An 18,854-nucleotide genomic window follows, 5' to 3' on the forward strand; every position below is an offset into this window, starting at 1 on the left:
CTACGCAGTATTCATAAGTGCTATGTTGGCTTTTGGGGGTAGCCCTGTCTGGGCTGCCCCCAAGGGTTCACCTTGGGGAAAAAACTATTTCCCTAATATCGAATTGGTTGACCAAGATGGTAAGACCGTTCATTTCTACGATGACCTTATCAAAGATAAGGTCGTTGCCATTAATTTCATCTATACCCACTGTGGCGATAGTTGTCCAGCAGAAACGGCGAATTTGCGCCAAGTATATAAATTATTGGCTGACCGTATGGGGAAAGATATTTTCTTTTACTCGATAAGTATTGATCCTAAACACGATACCCCAAAAGTTCTCAAGGAGTATGCAGAAAGATTCAAAGTTGGATCTGGCTGGCGTTTTTTGACAGGGCGCGAAACTGATACCACGCTGCTGCGTAAATCCTTAGGTCTCTTCAGGGACGGTGTTGAAGCCAGCAAGCTCGGCGAACATAACACCAGTTTTATGGTAGGCAATGAAAGCACTGGGCAATGGATAAAACGCTCTTCTTTTGATGAACCCAAAGTTTTGGCTTCCTTACTGGGTCGGTCTTTGGGTCACGCGAAGTCTGGTCGCAAGGCAAATCTTGCAAGTTATGCGAGTGCAGAAAAATTACCTAAAATGGGACGGGGCGAAGACATTTTCCGTTCCCGTTGTGATTCCTGTCATAGCTTGGGCAATGAGGATGGCTTAGGGCCAGGGCTGCAAGGCGTTACGCAACGCCGAGATAAGGCGTGGCTAGCTCGGTGGATAAAAACACCGGATAAGCTATTAGCAGAAAAAGACCCCATTGCGACCGATTTCTACAACCGCTACAACAAAATACTGATGCCTAATTTAAGGCTCAGTGATTCCGATGTGGAAGCACTGATTAATTATATGGAAGCGACTAGCAAAAACCCATAAGTTCTCATTGCTACCTTCTCCAAAGGGCGAAAGCTAAGATGAGGGGATTCCTATAACAACTTATAACATCTAAGCGTCGTCTAACTCTTCCATTTCGATAGCGGCTTTATTCCAGCGATAATTGGGCGCAATGCTGATCAGAAGGGTCAATAACGTAGCTATATAAGGCACTGATTGAACAGCTAATACGGCTATCCAAAGGTGGCCGCTGAGATTATCGAAGTGTTCTGCGTTACTCATAAATAATATTGAGGCGACCAAGAGACTAAGTAACAACAATTCTTCCCTTATTGTCATCAAACCGGTAAACAAGGGGCCTTGTTTTTCATACTTGGGCGTGCGCATGAATGGTTTGCCATTGATAAATAAGCCCTGTATCGTGCCTTTTGCAACGGTATGGGTTAATGATAAGCCAGTCAATGACGCACCGATGGATTGCCAAACAGAACAAGGAACTCGTACTTGATAAAGCCACAAGCTACGGATTATTTTAAAGCTGAACAAACCGATGGTTGGTAATAGAAAAGCTGTGATTGGCAGTTCTATATTGGGTCTATTGCCTTCTATTTTGAAGTCATGAATAAACAGGCGGTCTAAGAAAATTAACACCTGATCTAGTACATTTGCGCCGCCTGAACTTTGTAAATTTTCAATCAAAATATCAAGTAAAGGGCTAAGTTTGATGCCATACCAGATCATCCCTGTTAGCGCTAGACTGGCAGTGGTGAATAACAATGCCAACGCATCGGAAAACCAGGGTAGCCATCCGGCTACGAAGTAATAGCGTTGGGCAGAGGTTAAGGGGGATTTTTTTGACGGGATAAAACTACGCCAATGTGCTTTGATGATCTGCATCGCGCCATACACCCAACGGTAGCGTTGGGTCATGTAACCGGACATAGTGTCTGGCATTAGTCCCTTGCCGAAGGAGTCTTTACAATAGACCGAATCATAGCCCGCTTCGTACAATCTAAGCCCCAGTTCGCTGTCTTCACAGATGCACCACTGCGCCCAGTTACCCACTTCGAGTAAGGCCGATTTTCTGACCATCGTCATCGTGCCGTGCTGGATAATGGCGTTGTATTCGTTACGTTGCACCATGCCAATATTGAAGAAACCGGCGTACTCCCAATAACAGAATGACTTGAAGGCACTGATGTGCAGGTCACGGTAATCTTGAGGGGATTGCACAAAGCCGACATTTTCATTATCGAAATAAGGCACCATGCGTTTCAGCCAATCCGGCGAGAGGATGTAATCACTGTCGATAACAGCGATAATTTCCGCGTCACTGGCAGTTTGTTCCAGGGCATGGTTAATTGCTCCAGCTTTAAAGCCGGGCCAGTTTTCCAGATGAAAAAATCGGAATTTTGAACCCAAGCGTTTGCAATCTGCTTCTACAGGTTGCCAAACAGCAGGGTCTTTGGTGTTGTTGTCCATGACCAGGACTTCAAGATTGGGATAATCCACTTTAGCCAAGGCTTCTAGCGTTTTCCGCACCATTTTTGGCGGTTCGTTGTGGATGGGGAGATGCAACGATACCTTAGGATACTTAAAATCAGAGGCTGGTTCTAAAGGTTGGAATGTACGTGCCGTTTTTCGATGCCAGACGATTTCTGCAATTTCCAGGCTTTCGATGAGTAAAATAATGAGCGCCATGATTTGCATCAATACTATCAGCACCCAAAAGGCAATAGACATGCTGGTTTGATACTGTTGCGCGCCGATTGAAACCGTCCAGAAAATAAAAGATGCCGCAAGGTTAGCAACCACACCGAAAAACAATATGCCGGGTAGCTTCATGGTATTACGCGTGTATAAAAATACGCCCATAATAAGGACACTGAAAATAGCTGCCCCTGTCGCCCAGTGTTCCCAAGTTGGCAGAGTCATGACATCGCCATCCATCGGAAATTTGAGTTGCCTATCGGCATTGAAAAGCCCCCAATAAGCACCAGCCGTACCTTCATTGGTACGTTTCCAAGGCTGATCGAAAGCTTCAATTACATAATAAGCCAGTTTTTCTTTGGCAGCGCGGTTAAGAAACTCGCGCAGGAATTTGGCTTGATTGTTTTTGGATGCCGTCGCGTGGATGTAGGGTTGCCCATCTGAAGGCCAGCCTACTTCGGTAATTACGATAGGCTTATTGGGGAATGCGACTTGCAAATCATGGTAACGGTCAAAGACATAATCGACGGCTTCATCAACAGAAATACCTTCCCAATAAGGTAGAAAATGTGCACCGATATAATCGACTTCCTTAGCGAGATCGGGGTTTGCTAACCATCTATCCCAAGTTTCCGAGGTGCTAACAGGTCGCCATGTACGTTTCTTAACTTCGCGGATGTATTCGACTAATTGTTCTTTAGGAATATCGTTACGGAGCAATACTTCATTGCCCACCATCAATCTTACAATTCTATTGTTGTCTTCTCGACTTAGCTGAATAAGAGTTTCAATTTCCTGGCGGTTTTTTTCCTTATCGACACCTATCCATGCTCCTAGGGTTACGTTGAGATTATGCTTAACCGCCAGCTCAGGAACTTTATGTAGACCTTGTAGTACGCTATAGGTACGGATGGCGTGAAATTTGCCTTCCAATAAGGTCAAATCTTTATCTATGTCTTCTTCATGGTAGATGAGGGTTTTTTTGGTCTCAAGGGTTTCATCTTTTTTGGTAGGATCAAAAGTGACACCCATTGTGGTGCTGGTCCACGGTTCTAGTTGGAGCGGGTTGTTGATGTAACTCCAGATATTGAAATTAATGGCGACCAACAGTGCAAGAGAAAGTATTATGGCTAACGTTCTTGTCATCGTTTTACTCGGTGGTGTTCGCGTATTTCAAAATTGTTTATATTATTGTTTTTTAATGTAAATATCGGTAATCGTGCCGGTTATCATTTCTGCTGCAAAACCTAGGGTTTCCGATAAGGTTGGATGCGGATGGATAGTTAAGCCAATATCTTCTGCATCAGCACCCATTTCAAGTGCTAATACTGCTTCGGCAATCAATTCACCTGCATTAGTACCAACGATGCCAGCACCTAACACACGACCTGTACCTTTTTCGCAGATAAGTTTGGTAATGCCTTCTTTTCGACCAATACTTAAGGAGCGGCCACTGGCAGCCCAAGGGAAGGCGGCTTTGTCGTACTCTATGCCCTGTTGTTTGGCTTGGTTTTCGGTCAAGCCCATCCAGGCGATTTCGGGATCAGTGTAGGCGACGTTGGGGATGGTCAAGGCATCGAATGCCGCTTTATGCCCAGCGGCAACTTCGGCGGCGACTTTGCCTTCATGTGCGGCTTTGTGGGCGAGCATGGGATTGCCGACTATATCGCCGATGGCAAAGATATGGCTGACATTGGTGCGCTGTTGCTTATCGACGGCGATAAAACCCTGCTCGTCAACTTTGATGCCAGCCTGTTCAGCGGCGATGATTTTGCCATTGGGTTTTCTGCCGACGGCAACTAAAACCGAATCGAACAATTCGGATTCTGGGGCATCTTTTCCCTCGAAAGACACTTTTAGACCTTTGCTTTGCGCTTGGATGGAGGTGACTTTCGACTCTAACCAGATGTTTTTATATTGTTTTTTGATGCGGCGAAACAAGGGTGTAACCAAATCCTTATCACAGCCAGGAATGATTTGATCCATCAACTCGACAACACTGATTTCCGAACCCAAGGCATGATAAACCGTTGCCATTTCGAGACCGATAATGCCGCCGCCAACAATCAGCAGTTTTTTGGGGATTTGCTTTAGCTCTAGCGCATCGGTTGAATCCATTAATCGTGCATCGTCATAAGGAAATGACGGGATTTTAGTCGGATGCGAACCTGCGGCGATAATTGCTTGGTCGAATTGTACTGTGGTTATCGCACCTTGTTCGTTTTCAACACTGATGGTGTTGGCTGAGGTAAACTTGCCAAAGCCTTGTACTAAGGTGATTTTTCGTTGCTTAACCAGTCCAGCCAAACCATCGTTCAGGGTTTTGGTGACGCTGGCTTTCCAAGCGCGGACTTTGTCGAGATCAATCTTCGGCTTGCCAAAGCTAATGCCATTTTGCTGAAATTCCTCGGCCTCGTGGATAACCAATGCCATGTGCAACAAAGCTTTTGAGGGAATACAGCCGACATTCAAGCAAACACCGCCCAATACGGGATAGCGTTCAATCAATACGACTTGCTTGCCTAAGTCGGCAGCGCGGAAGGCGGCGGTATAGCCGCCAGGGCCGCCGCCCAGCACAACGATTTCTGTTTTTAGTTCATTACTTCCTGGATTGCTTGTCATTGATTGTTCTCCTGTCAAAGTAATAAACGTCTGATGTCACTTAAATTTTGTTTGATGAATGCCATAAATCGTGCGCCTTCTGCGCCGTCGATTACTCGATGATCGTAAGTCAAATCCAGCGGCAACATCAATCTTGGGATAAATTCCTTACCATTCCAAACGGGCTGCATTTTGGCGCGGGTAACGCCCAAGATGGCGACTTCCGGTGCATTGACGATGGGTGTAAATGCAGTGCCACCTATTCCGCCTAAGCTGGAGATGGTTAAACATCCGCCTTGCATGTCGGCTGGCATAAGCTTACCTAATCTTGCCTTATCGCTTTTTTCTGCCAATTCAGTAGCCAATTGATTGATGCTTTTGCTATCAACATTCCGTAGGACTGGCACTACCAAACCATTGGGCGTATCTACGGCAATGCCAATGTTGATGTACTTTTTGAGTATCAAATTCTCGCCATCAGCAGACAGAGAGGCATTAAAGCTGGGGAACTGCTTCATGGCAGCAACTAAAGCTTTCATGATAAACATCAAGGCGGTGATTTTTACCTCAACCTTGGTTTTTTCGGCATTCAATGCTACGCGGAAGGCTTCCATTTCAGTGATGTCGGCTTCTTCATGGTAAGTTACCATAGGAAGATTAAGCCAGACTCGGCTAAGGTTTTGTCCTGTCAAGCGTTTGATTTTGCTTAGTTTTTGTGTTTCTGTCTCGCCAAATTGCGAGAAATCGACAGCGGGAATAGACGGAATGCCTGCGCCGCCTTGCGGTATGCCTTCGCTAATGATGCGTTTTACATAGCTTTGGACATCCTGCTTTAAAATGCGTCCTTTACGACCATTACCTGCGCTTATTTGGGTGATGTCTACGCCTAATTCCCGTGCAAACAGTCGTACGGAAGGTGAAGCGTGTGCGCTTATTGCACTGCCTTGGTCAGTGATGGGAGCTAACGCAGGTGTAGCGGTAGCGGGTTTGATAGGTTCTGGTGTTATAACTGGTGCGGGTTGTTCTTGTGCTTTAGGTGCTGACACTTCCGGTTTCTGGTCTGGTTGTTCAGGTTTTGCTGGAGTTGTTGTTTCTGCACCCTCCATCAATACCGTTGCAACTAACGAACCTTCGGCAACTTTATCGCCGGGTTTGATATGCACTTGTTGTACGGTTCCACCCGCACTGGCAGGAAGATCCATGCTGGCTTTATCGGTTTCAAGTGTTGCAATGATTTGGTCTAATGCTACCGTATCGCCTGGCTTAATCAGCACTTCAACCACGTCAATACTGGCAACGCCACCCACATCAGGGACTTTTATTTCAATTACATCAGCCATTTTTATTGTTATCCAGTTTGTGTTTATCCCGAAGTAGGTCAGCCAATTAAGTTAACCGATTACGTTAACCAAGGTGCAGTTATATCAGTGGCTATGCCATACTTGGCAATGGCTTCGGCAACTTTGGCTTTATCCAGTTTGCCCAGGTCAGCCAAGCTTTTCAATGCTGCAACGGTAACGTGAAAACGGTCAACCTCGAAGAATTTGCGGAGATTGCTGCGCGTATCGGAGCGACCAAAGCCGTCAGTACCCAGCACGACATAAGGTGCGGCTATATAAGCACGGATTTGCTCGGCAAAGGCGCGGGTATAATCGCTGGCAGCGATGACCGGACCATCGGCTTTATCCAAGCACTTAGCGACATGCGATATTTTAGGCGATTCCAATGGATGTAAGCGATTCCAGCGATCATAGTGCTGACCTTCTCGTGCTAGTTCGGTAAAGCTTGGGCAGCTCCAAAGATCAGATTCTACACCCCAGTCATTACGCAGCATTTCAGCAGCGAATTCAACTTCGCGGAAGATAACGCCAGAACCTAACAATTGCACTCGCGGCTTTCTGTTGTTTTCACCGCGTTTAAAGCAATACATGCCTTTAAGTATATCGGCTTCTGCGCCTTCAGGCAGGGCAGGATGGCTGTAATTCTCATTCATCACCGTGATGTAATAAAACACATCCTCTTGCTCGACATACATGCGCCGCATACCGTCCTGGATAATCACGACTAACTCATAAGCGAAAGTAGGGTCGTAAGAGACGCAGTTAGGGACAGTTGCCGATATCAAATGGCTATGACCGTCTTCATGTTGAAGGCCTTCGCCATTCAGTGTCGTCCTGCCAGCCGTGCCGCCCATCAGGAAGCCACGGGTGCGCTGGTCAGCCGCCGCCCAGATCAAATCACCAACCCGTTGGAAACCAAACATGGAATAGTAGATAAAAAACGGGATCATTGGCACATTGTTGGTGGAATATGACGTACCCGCTGCGATCCAATCGCACAAGCCACCGGCTTCGTTAATGCCTTCTTGCAAAACCTGACCGTTTTTGTCTTCTTTGTAAGACATCAATTGTCCAGCATCTTGGGGGGTATATAACTGACCAACTTGCGACCAAATGCCGAGTTGCTTAAACATACCTTCCATACCGAAAGTCCTGGATTCATCAGGGACAATCGGTACGATGCGCTTGCCGATATTTTTGTCTTTCGCCAGGATATTTAACATCCGCACAAACGCCATAGTGGTCGAAATTTCACGACCTTCGCCACTGGCTTCCAGCAAAGGCTTGAATTCGCTGAGTGGCGGAATTTCTAGCGCGTAAGATTTTGTGCGCCGTGACGGCAGATGTCCACCGAGTTCGCTCCGGCGCTGCTGCATGTAGGTCAGTTCTTTTGAACCTTCGGGGAAGGTCAAATAAGGCAGGTCGTGTAATTGCTCGTCAGCGACGGGCAGTTCGTAGCGATCTCTAAAATGCTTTAGGGAATCATCGCTCATCTTCTTTTGCTGATGCGAGGTATATAAGGCTTCACCTGATGCGCCCATGCCGTAACCTTTGATGGTCTTAGCCAGAATAACGGTAGGCTGACCTTTACAGTTTGCCGCCGCATGGAATGCCGCATAAACTTTGGCGGAATCATGTCCGCCACGATCAAGTTCCCAAATATCACGGTCTGACCAGTCGGAAACCATCGCTTTTAACTCAGGTGTATTGAAAAAATGTTCCCGCACATACGCGCCATCTTTGGATTTGAAGGTTTGGAAATCACCATCCACACACGCCATCATCCTAGCAGCTAACAAGCCATCTTTGTCACGCGCCAGCAGCGCATCCCAACGTTGTCCCCAAACCAGTTTAATAACATTCCAACCCGCACCACGGAATTCACTTTCCAGTTCCTGGATGATTTTGCCATTGCCGCGTACTGGTCCATCCAAACGCTGTAGATTGCAATTGATGACGAAAATCAGGTTATCCAGTTTTTCCCGTCCTGCCATGCCGATAGCACCAAGTGATTCCGGTTCGTCAGTTTCGCCATCACCCAGAAACGCCCAAACCTTGCGGTCTGAACTCTCGGCAAAGCCACGGCCTTGCATATAGCGCATGAAACGGGCTTGGTAAATCGCCATGATTGGGCCTAAGCCCATAGAAACGGTAGGAAATTGCCAGAATTCACGCATTAACCACGGATGCGGATAAGAAGATAAGCCATTACCACCGACTTCTTGCCGGAAATTGTTTAATTGGTCTTCGGTCAGTCGCCCCAGCAAAAAAGCCCGTGAATAATCACCTGGTGCAGAGTGTCCTTGGGTAAATATCAAATCCCCTGCGAATTGCTCGGTAGCAGCACGCCAAAAATGGTTGTAACCCACGTCGTATAAGCTTGCCGCCGAAGCAAAACTGGCAATATGTCCACCGACGTTGGTGTCTTTATTGGCACGTAACACCATCATCATCGCATTCCAGCGCACATAGGACCGAATGCGCTGCTCGATGGCAAAATCGCCCGGAAATTGTGCTTGTTGGGCGACAGGGATGGTATTGATATAAGCCGTATTGGCACTAAAAGGTATGTCAAAACCAAAACGGCGCGTTACTGCAACCAGTCGTTCAATTAGAAAGTGGGCGCGTTCGCTGCCTTCAATCTCCAGGACAGATTGTAGCGCTTCAATCCATTCCTTAGTTTCTGCCGGATCGACATCTTCCTGACCAGTAATATCTGACACTAAACTGTTGCTCATGTGTGTTCCTGTTGGGGCGGGGCGTGCATAGCTCATAGTAATGTTGGGCGATATGCAGTTGCTAGGGGTTTAAAAACTGACGGGTTTTGTGTAGGAGCCAAAGCTAGGTGATCCTGAATGCGTTGATTATCCGTAATATTATATACAAAAACTGGATTAGGGAATGTACCCATTTCGGTAAATAGGGTGTTAACTGATCCTATCGAGGTAGCCGAAGAATAGAAAAAGTTAGCATTATCAGATAAATAGATGAAATGTTGCGAGATAAGCACGGATTTTATAAGACGTATTGTTTTGCTTTATATCCAGCCTGTTCTTTTACTAATTTGGGTGCTAGATAGCCTGGCAGGGTGTTTTGCACTTGTTCGATCAATAGCTTGGCTTCATACTCGGAAACCTCAAAATGCCCAGTGCCGGTGGCTTTATCTAATAAATGCAGATAGTAGGGGATGATGCCATTAGCAAAAAGTTGCTCGCTTAGTCCACATAAGGTTGTCGCGTTGTCATTAACGCCTTTTAGTAGAACAGATTGATTAAATAAGGTAACGCCTTTATTTTTTAATAAATTGAAGGCAGTTACAACCCGTGCATTGATCTCATTAGAATGATTGGCATGAACAACAAAAATCATTTGTTTGCTACTGTTCGTCAAGGTTTTGACCAACTCATCCGTCACTCGTGCGGGCAAAACGATAGGTAAGCGGCTGTGGATTCTGATGCGCTTTATATGATCTATTGCGTCCAATTGCTTAATAAGTTGCTCTAACCGCGCATCGCTTAACAGCAAGGGGTCGCCACCACTTAAGATAACTTCGGTAATCGACGGCTCGGATTTTATGTAGTCGATTGCACCGCTTTCCTGCTGCTTGCTGAGTTGCAACTCGTTATAGGGGAAATTACGGCGGAAGCAATATCGACAATTTATCGCGCAACTGCCTGTATTAATTAACAAAACACGTCCGTGGTATTTATGTAAGATGCCAGGTTGCACGACGGCTTGAATATCGCCAACCGGATCGTTGCTAAATCCTGGGTAATCAACGATTTCATCATTAATAGGCAACACTTGCCGTAATAAGGGATCGGTTGGATTGCCTTTTTCCATGCTGGCGGCAAAGCTCAACGGAACACGCATCGCAAAACGTTTACTGGCGGTTTGTGAAATGGGCAAATCGATAGGGTTTAGTTCCAGATATTCGCATAAATCTTCAATGGTGGTGAAGGCTTCGGAAAGTTGTTGTTGCCAATTTTTGGCGAAATGCTGCGCGTCTGAAGGGCTAACTGGCATCTGTATGTATTTAGGTTTCTGTCGAGGTCAGCGTCTATTATATAATGCCGCAATTTAGTTTATTGATTCGATTCGAGGATAGAATGGCTGTTTATAGTACGAGTGAGTTTAAAGCCGGATTAAAGGTCATGTTGGACAATGATCCGTGTGCAATTATTGAGAATGAGTTCGTCAAACCGGGCAAAGGACAGGCGTTCAGTCGGGTCAAAATCAGAAATCTCAAAACCGGACGCGTGATCGAACGCACTTTTAAATCGGGTGAATCGCTAGAAGGCGCTGATGTTATGGATGTCGATATGCAATACCTATACGGCGATGGCGAATATCGGCATTTTATGAAGCCCGATACCTTTGAGCAGTACCAAGCGGATGAGAAAATTGTCGGCGACGCGGCAAAGTGGCTTAAAGACCAGGATTCCTGCACTGTTACGCTCTGGAATGATGCACCGCTGGCGGTTACTCCCGCCAATTTTGTTGAATTGACAATTGTTGAAACTGATCCCGGTGTGCGTGGAGATACGTCTGGCGGCGGCGGCAAACCAGCCAAGCTGGATACTGGAGCAGTGGTGCGGGTGCCTTTGTTTGTGCAGATTGGTGAAGTGATTAAGGTTGATACGCGTACCGGTGAATATATTTCGCGGGTTAAATAAAAACGTTATCAGTAAGGTTTGATGTTGGAAGAGTCGGGGATGGATTGGCATCCGTCCTGCTCACCAGAATTACTGCACTTACGGGCACACTTGTTCCAGAAAATACGGCAATTTTTTGCTGATAGAACCGTGCTAGAGGTGGAAACCCCACTAATATGTAAAGCTATAGGCTCTGACCCCAATCTGGATTTTTTCACCACAAACTATCAACTGCCACCCACGCAACGAACGCTGTTTTTGCAGACTTCACCCGAATTTGCGATGAAACGTTTGCTTGCCGCAGATAGTGGGTCTATTTACCAGATCTGTAAGGCATTTAGGAATGGCGAATCAGGACGCTTTCATAATCCTGAGTTTACTTTGCTGGAGTGGTATCGCGTCGGCTTTGACCTGTCGCAATTGATGGACGAGGTGGATGAGTTGCTAGCTTTACTGTTTGAAGGCAGCGTAAAGCTGCAAGCAACACAAAGAGTCAGCTATCAAAGTCTTTTTCAGCAAAATACGGGCTTAAATGCGTTGGTGTTTTCTTACCAAGATTACGCCGATTATGCCCACAGCAGCGGTCTTATTGATGCAATAGCAATCTGTAAACACGACCATTTACTTTGGTTGGATTTTATTTTCAGCCATCAAATTCAGCCGCATTTGGGGCAAAATGCGTTGTGTATGGTGCATGGCTATCCTGCTTGTATGTCTTCATTGGCAAGGAACAATCAAGATAATCCCGCAATTGCTGACCGTGTTGAGCTATTTATCAACGGCGTTGAGTTGGGAAATGGCTATTATGAACTCAGTGATGCAAAAGAACAGGAGCGGCGTTTTGATAACGAGATTGCTGTCAGGCAGGACAATAAACGTCCAAATGCAGTCAAAGATGAACGCCTATTGGCAGCATTGGAAGTCGGTTTGCCGAACTGTTCAGGGATAGCCATAGGATTAGATAGATTATTGATGTTATTATCGAATAGCGCAACAATCGACGAAGTTTTGGCTTTTTCCATAAGCAGGGCTTAAGCTGATTGAATATTTACTGTATTATAATCACTTGGTTTTGGTAGTAGGCACAATGACGTTTCTTTAGGTTTAAATGAAATTACACATACTTACCCGTTTTTTACTGATTTGCCTGCTACTCGTTTCCCAGTCGGTTAAAAGCGAAGAAGAATTCATCGTTAGCGACATTCAAGTCAAGGGATTGCAACGCATTTCTGAAGGAACAGTATTTAACTATCTTCCCATTAATGTTGGCGAGCGGTTTTCTCTGAGCAATGTCGGTTCAGCTATTAAGGCGTTATTCAAAACCGGATTCTTTAAAGATGTCACCTTGGAACGGGAAGGCTCAACGTTGATTGTTAACGTGGTAGAGCGTCCATCCATCGCAAAAATCATCTTTGAAGGCAATAAGGACATCAATAAAGAGGACTTGACGAAAGCGTTAGATAAGATCGGTTTGTCTGAAGGCAAGATATTTGACAAACAAGTGTTGGACAAAGTCGAGCTGGAATTAAAACGCCAGTATCTCAGTCACGGTAAATACAGCTTAAAAATCAAGACTGAAGTCGCCAATTTGACCCGTAACCGAGTCGGCATCCGTATCAATATTTCCGAAGGTCGAGTGACCAAAATCAAGGAAATCAATATTGTCGGCAATAAAACCTTCGATGATGCCACGTTGGTGAAGAAGCTGGAATTAAGCACGACAAACTTACTGTCTTTTTATACTAAAAACGACCAATATTCTAAGCAAAAACTACAGGCCGATCTTGAAACCTTACGGTCTTATTATCTGGATAGGGGCTATATCAACTTTGCTATTGAATCCACCCAGGTTGCTATTACACCGGACAAAAAAGACATCTATGTGACCATCAATGTCAAAGAAGGTGCTATTTATACCCTAGACAAGGTCAAATTGACCGGAAATTTGGTGGTAAAACCCGATGAGCTTATCAAGTTGATGACAGTCGGACCCGGCGAAATCTTCTCCAGAAAAAATGCCACAGAAACCTCCAAGGCTATACAGGATCGTTTAGGCGACGACGGCTATGCTTTCGCCAATGTCAATATGGTGCCGGAAATTCACGAAGCAAACAAAACCGTGGACATGGCTTTTTTTGTCGATCCCGGTAAAAGGGCTTATGTGCGACGGATCAATTACAGCGGCAACACCAAAACTCGCGACGAAGTATTGCGCCGCGAAATGCGCCAGATGGAATCCAGTTGGGCATCCAGCTCAAAGATTGAACGCTCAAAAACACGGTTAGAACGGCTGGGTTACTTTGAAACGGTTAATGTCGAAACGCCGCCCGTTCCTGGCACGGCTGACCAGTTGGATGTTAATTACAAGGTCGTCGAGAAGTCTTCCGGTAATTTATCGGCTGGCGTAGGTTTCTCTCAGGTACAAGGCATCGTAATCAATGCAAACTTATCTCAAGATAATGTGTTCGGCTCCGGCAAGCGGGTTAACCTCGCCTTTAATAACAGTGATTTTTTGACCAGCTATCAATTCGGATTTTATAACCCTTATTTCACGACCGATGGTGTTAGTTTGGGCTATAACCTGGGTTATACAGACCGAAATGCGGGTGCGATTAATATTGCCAATTATTCAACGACTACCGCTAATGCGGGTATGGATTTTGGCATTCCATTGAACGAATTCGACCAGTTGCGGTTTGGTATTGATTTAAAACATACCAAACTCAAAACGACAGACAATTCATCAGACGAAATTCAGAATTTCGTGTCGGGAAAAGTATTTGGTGGTCGACTTACAGGGCTTGTGCCAGGGGTAGACGACGGAAATGGTGATAATTATCTGACGTTAGCACCCTCACTAGGTTGGACACACGATACGTTAAATAGGGCAATTTTCCCGAATAAAGGGGGGCAGCAACGCTTATCTGCTTTAGCTACCTTACCGGGAGTCAGTGATCTGGATTACTATAAAGTCAGCTATAAGCACCAGGAATATTTCCCGCTGTCTTCAGACTTTACCTTCAGGTTGCAAGCTGATATTGCTTACGGCGACGGCTATGGTGATACTGACGAATTACCATTTTTTGAAAATTACTATGGTGGTGGCACAGGATCAGTACGTGGTTTTAAAAACAATACGCTAGGTCCCAGAGATCACTTAACCACAAAAAATCCTGCTATACCTGCGACCTATACCAACACGCTTAATCGACCCTTTGGTGGTTCCACCAAGATGGTTGGTAGTGCAGAATTGTTTTTTCCGGTACCTTTTTTACAGGATGTAAAGTCGGTTCGTTTGGGGGCATTTTTTGATGCTGGACGAATTCAAAATGGTTTTGGCTTTAACAGAATGAAATATGCGGCAGGCGTATCGGGAGAATGGTTGTCACCCTTTGGTGCCTTATCTGTTAGTGCTGCAGTACCCTTAAATGCAGATAAAAGCGACAAAGACCAACCAGACCAAACAGAGTTTTTTCAATTCAACTTTGGTCAAAATTTTTAATTTTGCATTATCTAACAAGCTACAATTTTGTTACGTATCCTAGAATTCAATCGCTTAAGTGGATAATAAGGCAGCCAATGCAGATATTGGGTTGTGGATTAGTTTTTGGTTTAGTCATTTTATCCCCTATAATTTAACCCAAGCATAATGAGGCTATGCAAAAATAAACGCTTTAACGGTATTGGTCAGCAGAATCATTGCCTGAGTTGACTTTTTTGCCTTGATTAATAGGGCGAATACTTAAGGTTGGCTGTGTGAGTAAATAACAAACAAAGCCTTTGAAATTTATTAGAGATAAATTAGATAGGGAACAGCGATTTTCTATTTGATAATACGTCATGCGCTTATTGCGTTTGATTCTAACGGTATTTTAAATGCCACCCACTATTGCTAGTCTTGCCATAGCTATGCTTTAGAACGAATTTTTTAACTGTACGGAGATCGATACAACGATGAAAACGAAAATAGCATTATTTATAGGGTTACTACTGGTTGCCAATGTCAGCTTTGCCGACTTAAAAATTGGCATTGTGAATATTCCTGCCGTTCTTGAAAAAGCGCCGCAAGCTGAAAAAGCCAAAAAACGCCTGGAACAAGAATTTAAACCCCGTGATAATCAGTTGGTTAGCCAACAAAAAGAAATTCAGACAATGCAAGAGAAGTTTAAGAAAGATGCTTCTGTCATGGGTGAGTCACAGCGTAACAGAATGGAAACTGAAATTCAGAACAAAATGCGAGATGCTAAACGCTCGCAGCAAGAATTCAGTGAAGACTTCAATGCTCGCCGTAATGACGAATTAGGCAAGTTACAAAAACGCATCGTTGAGTCAATCCGTACCATTGCTAAAGATCAAGAATTTGACTTGATTTTGACTGACGGCGTGATCTATTCCAGCCCACAAATGGACATAACCAGTCAGTTACAACAAAAACTTTCAACAATGCCTGAATAATTCATAATAGCGCATTAGCTTGTAATCCCGTCTTATTGTGAAGCCCTAAAAACTATGTCTATTACCCTTGATATTCTAGAGATCCAAGCTTTTTTGCCACATCGATACCCCTTTTTATTGATTGACAGGGTGCTTGAGTGTGAACCCGGTGTCAGGTTATTAGGGCTGAAAAATGTGACCTATAATGAACCCTATTTTCAAGGTCATTTCCCCCAGAAACCTATATTTCCTGGGGTATTGATTCTGGAAGCACTGGCGCAAGCAACGGGCTTATTGGCTTCGGAATCGTCGGATGAATTAGGCGGGATGATCTATTACTTGGTTGGTATCGATAAAGCAAAATTTAAACGACCAGTTGTACCAGGCGATCAGTTAATGCTGGAAGCCTTGTTCGTCAGGAGCAAACGCAATATTTGGGCATTCGAATGCCGCGCTGAGGTGGACGGTGATTTTGTCGCCAGTGCTGAAATCCGTTGTGCGGCCGTAGTGCCTTGAGCTTGATACATCCAACAGCGATTATCGATAGTGGTGCTGAATTAGAAAGCAATATATCTATAGGTCCGTACAGCGTTGTCGGTGCCGAAGTCAAGATCGGTTCTGGTACAGTAATCGGCTCTCATGTTGTCATAAAAGGGCCAACCGTAATTGGTAAAGAAAATCGCATTTATCAGTTCTGTTCCATTGGTGAAGACCCGCAAGACAAAAAGTATGCTGCCGAAATAACTAGGCTTGAAATCGGCGACCGTAACACGATTCGTGAATTTTCCTCCCTGCATCGAGGTACCAAGCAAGACCAAAGTGTTACCAAGATAGGTAGTGACAACCTGTTCATGGCCTACACTCACGTCGCGCATGATTGTGTGATTGGCAATCATGTCATCATGGCAAATGGTGCGTCCCTGGCAGGCCACGTACAACTTCATAGCCATGCCATTCTTGGCGGTTTTACTTTGGTGCATCAGTTTACCAAGATCGGCCAATACAGCTTTGCGGCTATGGGTAGTGCCATCACCCAGGACATTCCGCCTTTCGTTATGGTCGGCGGCAAACCCACCAAACCGCACGGAATCAATTCGGTCGGCATGGAGCGCAATGGTATTGCGGCCGAAGATATTCGTTTAATTCGGAAGGCTTACAAAATGATTTACAAAATGAACTTGCGCCTTGAAGATGCCATCGACCAAATGGAAGATTTAGCAGGAGACAGCAAAGAACTATCAGCGATGGTCAATTTCCTGCGTAGTGTCAGTCGAGGCATATTGCGCTAAAGCCATCAAAACTTTAGCTTTTGCTGTCGGTAATGACTAATGATTCTTTGATTGATGCACAATGGTCAGGCATTGTCGCTGGTGTCGATGAAGCAGGTCGTGGTCCACTTGCAGGACCTGTTGTCGCTGCGGCGGTAATTCTCGACCCTAACAACCCAATCGAAGGCTTGGCAGACTCCAAAAAACTCTCAGAAGCTCAACGAAACCGCCTTGCGGTACTTATCAAGCAGTACGCTTTAAGCTATTCGATAGCGCAAGCTAGCGTTGTCGAAATCGATGATTTGAACATCCTACAAGCCACGCTGTTGGCAATGCAACGGGCGGTAAATGGCTTATCTTTGTTGCCGGAGCTAGTTCTGGTCGATGGTAATAGACTACCCAATCTAACCATCCCAGCTCAAGCTATTGTCAAAGGCGATAGCAAAATAAAAGCTATCAGCGCTGCGTCCATCTTAGCCAAAGTCACTCGTGATAATATGATGGCTGAGTACCACAAACAATACCCTGACTATGCTTTCCACATTCACAAAGGTTATGGTACTAAACAGCATATCGCCGAAATTGAAAAGTTTGGTTGTTTAGACATCCACAGACGGACGTTTAATCCTGTGAAAACGCTTTTGACGGCAAAATAGAAGTAGGCTTAATGAGGTAGTTGGGCTTATTACGTTGATACCCATCATCAGCACAGCCTTTCCACTGGAAAATGACAGCTAAACGTACTGCCTTTGTAGAGTTCGCTGGTAATGACAAGCCGTGCATCATGCCGCAGCAGTACGTGTTTGACGATGGCAAGCCCTAATCCGGTGCCAGCTACTTTATTGATGCGCCGCACATCAATGCGGTAAAACCGTTCGGTAATCCTTGGGATTTCCGATTCGGCTATGCCCTCACCCATGTCTATTATGTCCAGTACCAGATTTGCTGGGGTTTGATGCCAGCACACTTGAACCTTGGATTCTTTTGGCGAATATTTCAGTGCGTTGCCCAGCAGGTTGGAAAACGCGCTACGAAGTTCCTGTTCATCACCGACAATGTGGGCATTGGTTTCCAGTGTTAGTTCGATGCGTCCCGCACTGTGAAGAAGGTTCTCGCTTTCTTTGCATATCTTGATTAAGAGAGCGGGTAAATCAACACAATGGGTTTTTTTGGGTTGTGTCTCTAAGTTAGATAACAGGAGCAAGTCATCAACCAGATATTGCATCCGTTCAGTTTGCTCTTGCATTTGCTGAAACGAATGGCTCAGTAATGGCGATAGAGGTTCATCCAATTCTTGTAATGTTTCCAAATAGCCTTTTAATACCGTTAAAGGCGTTCGTAATTCGTGTGAAACATTGGCGACAAAATCTTTCCGCATCTGCTCCATTTTCCGCAGTTGCGTGACATCCTGTGCTAACAGCAGACGCAGCCCCGCACCATAGCTGACCACTCGCACTGCCAGGATGATGTGGCTGTTGGTGGGAGAGGGCATAATGATAGTTTCATTGAAGTTACCGGACTTAAGGTAACGGACAAAAATGGGGAAACGGATAAGGTTGGGAATCCGCTGCCCTCGATCTGACGGTTGCAAACCCAGTACGTTTTTTGCGGCGGTGTTGGCCCATTCGATTTCATCTTCCTCGCCTAACACAACGGCGGCATCAGGCAGCGCATCGGTTGATTTTCTGAACTGGTCGATGATTTTGCCTAGCTTCTTTTTGCGTTTTTTTTCGCTCTTTTTTATTTGGTAAACGTGGTAATAAATATCTTCCCAAATTCCTTTTGCTTTGGGGTATTTTCCCCGTCCGCCCTTGCTAATCCAGCGTTCAAAGCGGTTAATCTGGATAACTTGCCAAACTAACATTCCAATTATCAGTAAGAATAATAGCGGTATAAATAATCCAATTATGCTACCAATTAGAGCTACGCCCATTAACAGCAGGAGCGTCCAGCCAAGTTCTTTTTTCCAAGCTGCCAT

The 18,854-nt window shown here is 45.2% G+C and carries 14 protein-coding genes; 8 read left to right on the plus strand and 6 right to left on the minus strand.

Annotated elements, in window-relative coordinates; all coding sequences use genetic code 11:
- Positions 1-22: 22 nt before the first annotated feature.
- Positions 23-910: an SCO family protein gene (locus AC1YY3_RS03570; protein WP_482194322.1), complete on the plus strand. Its 888-nt coding sequence runs from the start codon at positions 23-25 to the stop codon at positions 908-910.
- A 69-nt stretch (positions 911-979) separates the two neighbouring features.
- On the opposite strand, the gene AC1YY3_RS03575 is transcribed toward AC1YY3_RS03570, so the two are convergent.
- The 5 genes from AC1YY3_RS03575 to epmB all read right to left on the minus strand — a co-directional run bounded on the left by AC1YY3_RS03575 (position 980) and on the right by epmB (position 10,545).
- Positions 980-3,724 (minus strand): glycosyltransferase, encoded by a 2,745-nt coding sequence (locus AC1YY3_RS03575; RefSeq protein ID WP_481823993.1) that lies wholly within the window; start codon positions 3,722-3,724, stop codon positions 980-982.
- A 42-nt stretch (positions 3,725-3,766) separates the two neighbouring features.
- Positions 3,767-5,200 carry a dihydrolipoyl dehydrogenase gene (gene lpdA, locus AC1YY3_RS03580; RefSeq protein WP_481823992.1) on the minus strand — a complete coding sequence of 478 codons (1,434 nt, stop codon included), beginning with the start codon at positions 5,198-5,200 and terminating at the stop codon, positions 3,767-3,769.
- Between the two features lie 14 nt (positions 5,201-5,214).
- Positions 5,215-6,519 (minus strand): dihydrolipoyllysine-residue acetyltransferase, encoded by a 1,305-nt coding sequence (aceF, locus tag AC1YY3_RS03585; RefSeq protein WP_481823991.1) that lies wholly within the window; start codon positions 6,517-6,519, stop codon positions 5,215-5,217.
- Between the two features lie 59 nt (positions 6,520-6,578).
- Positions 6,579-9,257 (minus strand): pyruvate dehydrogenase (acetyl-transferring), homodimeric type, encoded by a 2,679-nt coding sequence (aceE, locus tag AC1YY3_RS03590; RefSeq protein WP_481823990.1) that lies wholly within the window; start codon positions 9,255-9,257, stop codon positions 6,579-6,581.
- Between the two features lie 277 nt (positions 9,258-9,534).
- Positions 9,535-10,545: an EF-P beta-lysylation protein EpmB gene (epmB, locus tag AC1YY3_RS03595; protein ID WP_481823989.1), complete on the minus strand. Its 1,011-nt coding sequence runs from the start codon at positions 10,543-10,545 to the stop codon at positions 9,535-9,537.
- Between the two features lie 83 nt (positions 10,546-10,628).
- On the opposite strand from epmB, the gene efp reads away from it, so the two are divergent.
- The 7 genes from efp (at position 10,629) to rnhB (ending at position 17,532) form a co-directional block, all read left to right on the plus strand.
- Complete coding sequence (efp, locus tag AC1YY3_RS03600) at positions 10,629-11,195, plus strand: elongation factor P (RefSeq protein ID WP_349027713.1); 567 nt, start codon at positions 10,629-10,631, stop codon at positions 11,193-11,195.
- 39 nt (positions 11,196-11,234) lie between these two features.
- Positions 11,235-12,209, plus strand: a complete 975-nt coding sequence (gene epmA, locus AC1YY3_RS03605; protein ID WP_481823988.1) for an EF-P lysine aminoacylase EpmA — start codon at positions 11,235-11,237, stop codon at positions 12,207-12,209.
- Positions 12,210-12,282: 73 nt separating this feature from the next.
- Complete coding sequence (bamA, locus tag AC1YY3_RS03610) at positions 12,283-14,676, plus strand: outer membrane protein assembly factor BamA (protein WP_481823786.1); 2,394 nt, start codon at positions 12,283-12,285, stop codon at positions 14,674-14,676.
- A gap of 452 nt (positions 14,677-15,128) precedes the next feature.
- Entirely contained in the window at positions 15,129-15,629 is a 501-nt protein-coding gene (locus AC1YY3_RS03615) for an OmpH/Skp family outer membrane protein (RefSeq protein WP_481823785.1), read from the plus strand.
- Between the two features lie 54 nt (positions 15,630-15,683).
- Positions 15,684-16,124 carry a 3-hydroxyacyl-ACP dehydratase FabZ gene (gene fabZ, locus AC1YY3_RS03620; RefSeq protein WP_481823784.1) on the plus strand — a complete coding sequence of 147 codons (441 nt, stop codon included), beginning with the start codon at positions 15,684-15,686 and terminating at the stop codon, positions 16,122-16,124.
- 2 nt (positions 16,125-16,126) lie between these two features.
- Positions 16,127-16,897 (plus strand): acyl-ACP--UDP-N-acetylglucosamine O-acyltransferase, encoded by a 771-nt coding sequence (gene lpxA, locus AC1YY3_RS03625; RefSeq protein ID WP_481823789.1) that lies wholly within the window; start codon positions 16,127-16,129, stop codon positions 16,895-16,897.
- Positions 16,898-16,929: 32 nt separating this feature from the next.
- Entirely contained in the window at positions 16,930-17,532 is a 603-nt protein-coding gene (rnhB, locus tag AC1YY3_RS03630) for a ribonuclease HII (RefSeq protein ID WP_481823783.1), read from the plus strand.
- A gap of 47 nt (positions 17,533-17,579) precedes the next feature.
- Here rnhB and phoR read toward each other — a convergent pair whose 3' ends face one another.
- Positions 17,580-18,854, minus strand: coding sequence for a phosphate regulon sensor histidine kinase PhoR (phoR, locus tag AC1YY3_RS03635; protein WP_482194323.1), 1,275 nt, complete (start codon positions 18,852-18,854; stop codon positions 17,580-17,582).

This window comes from Methyloglobulus sp. (genome assembly GCF_964779595.1).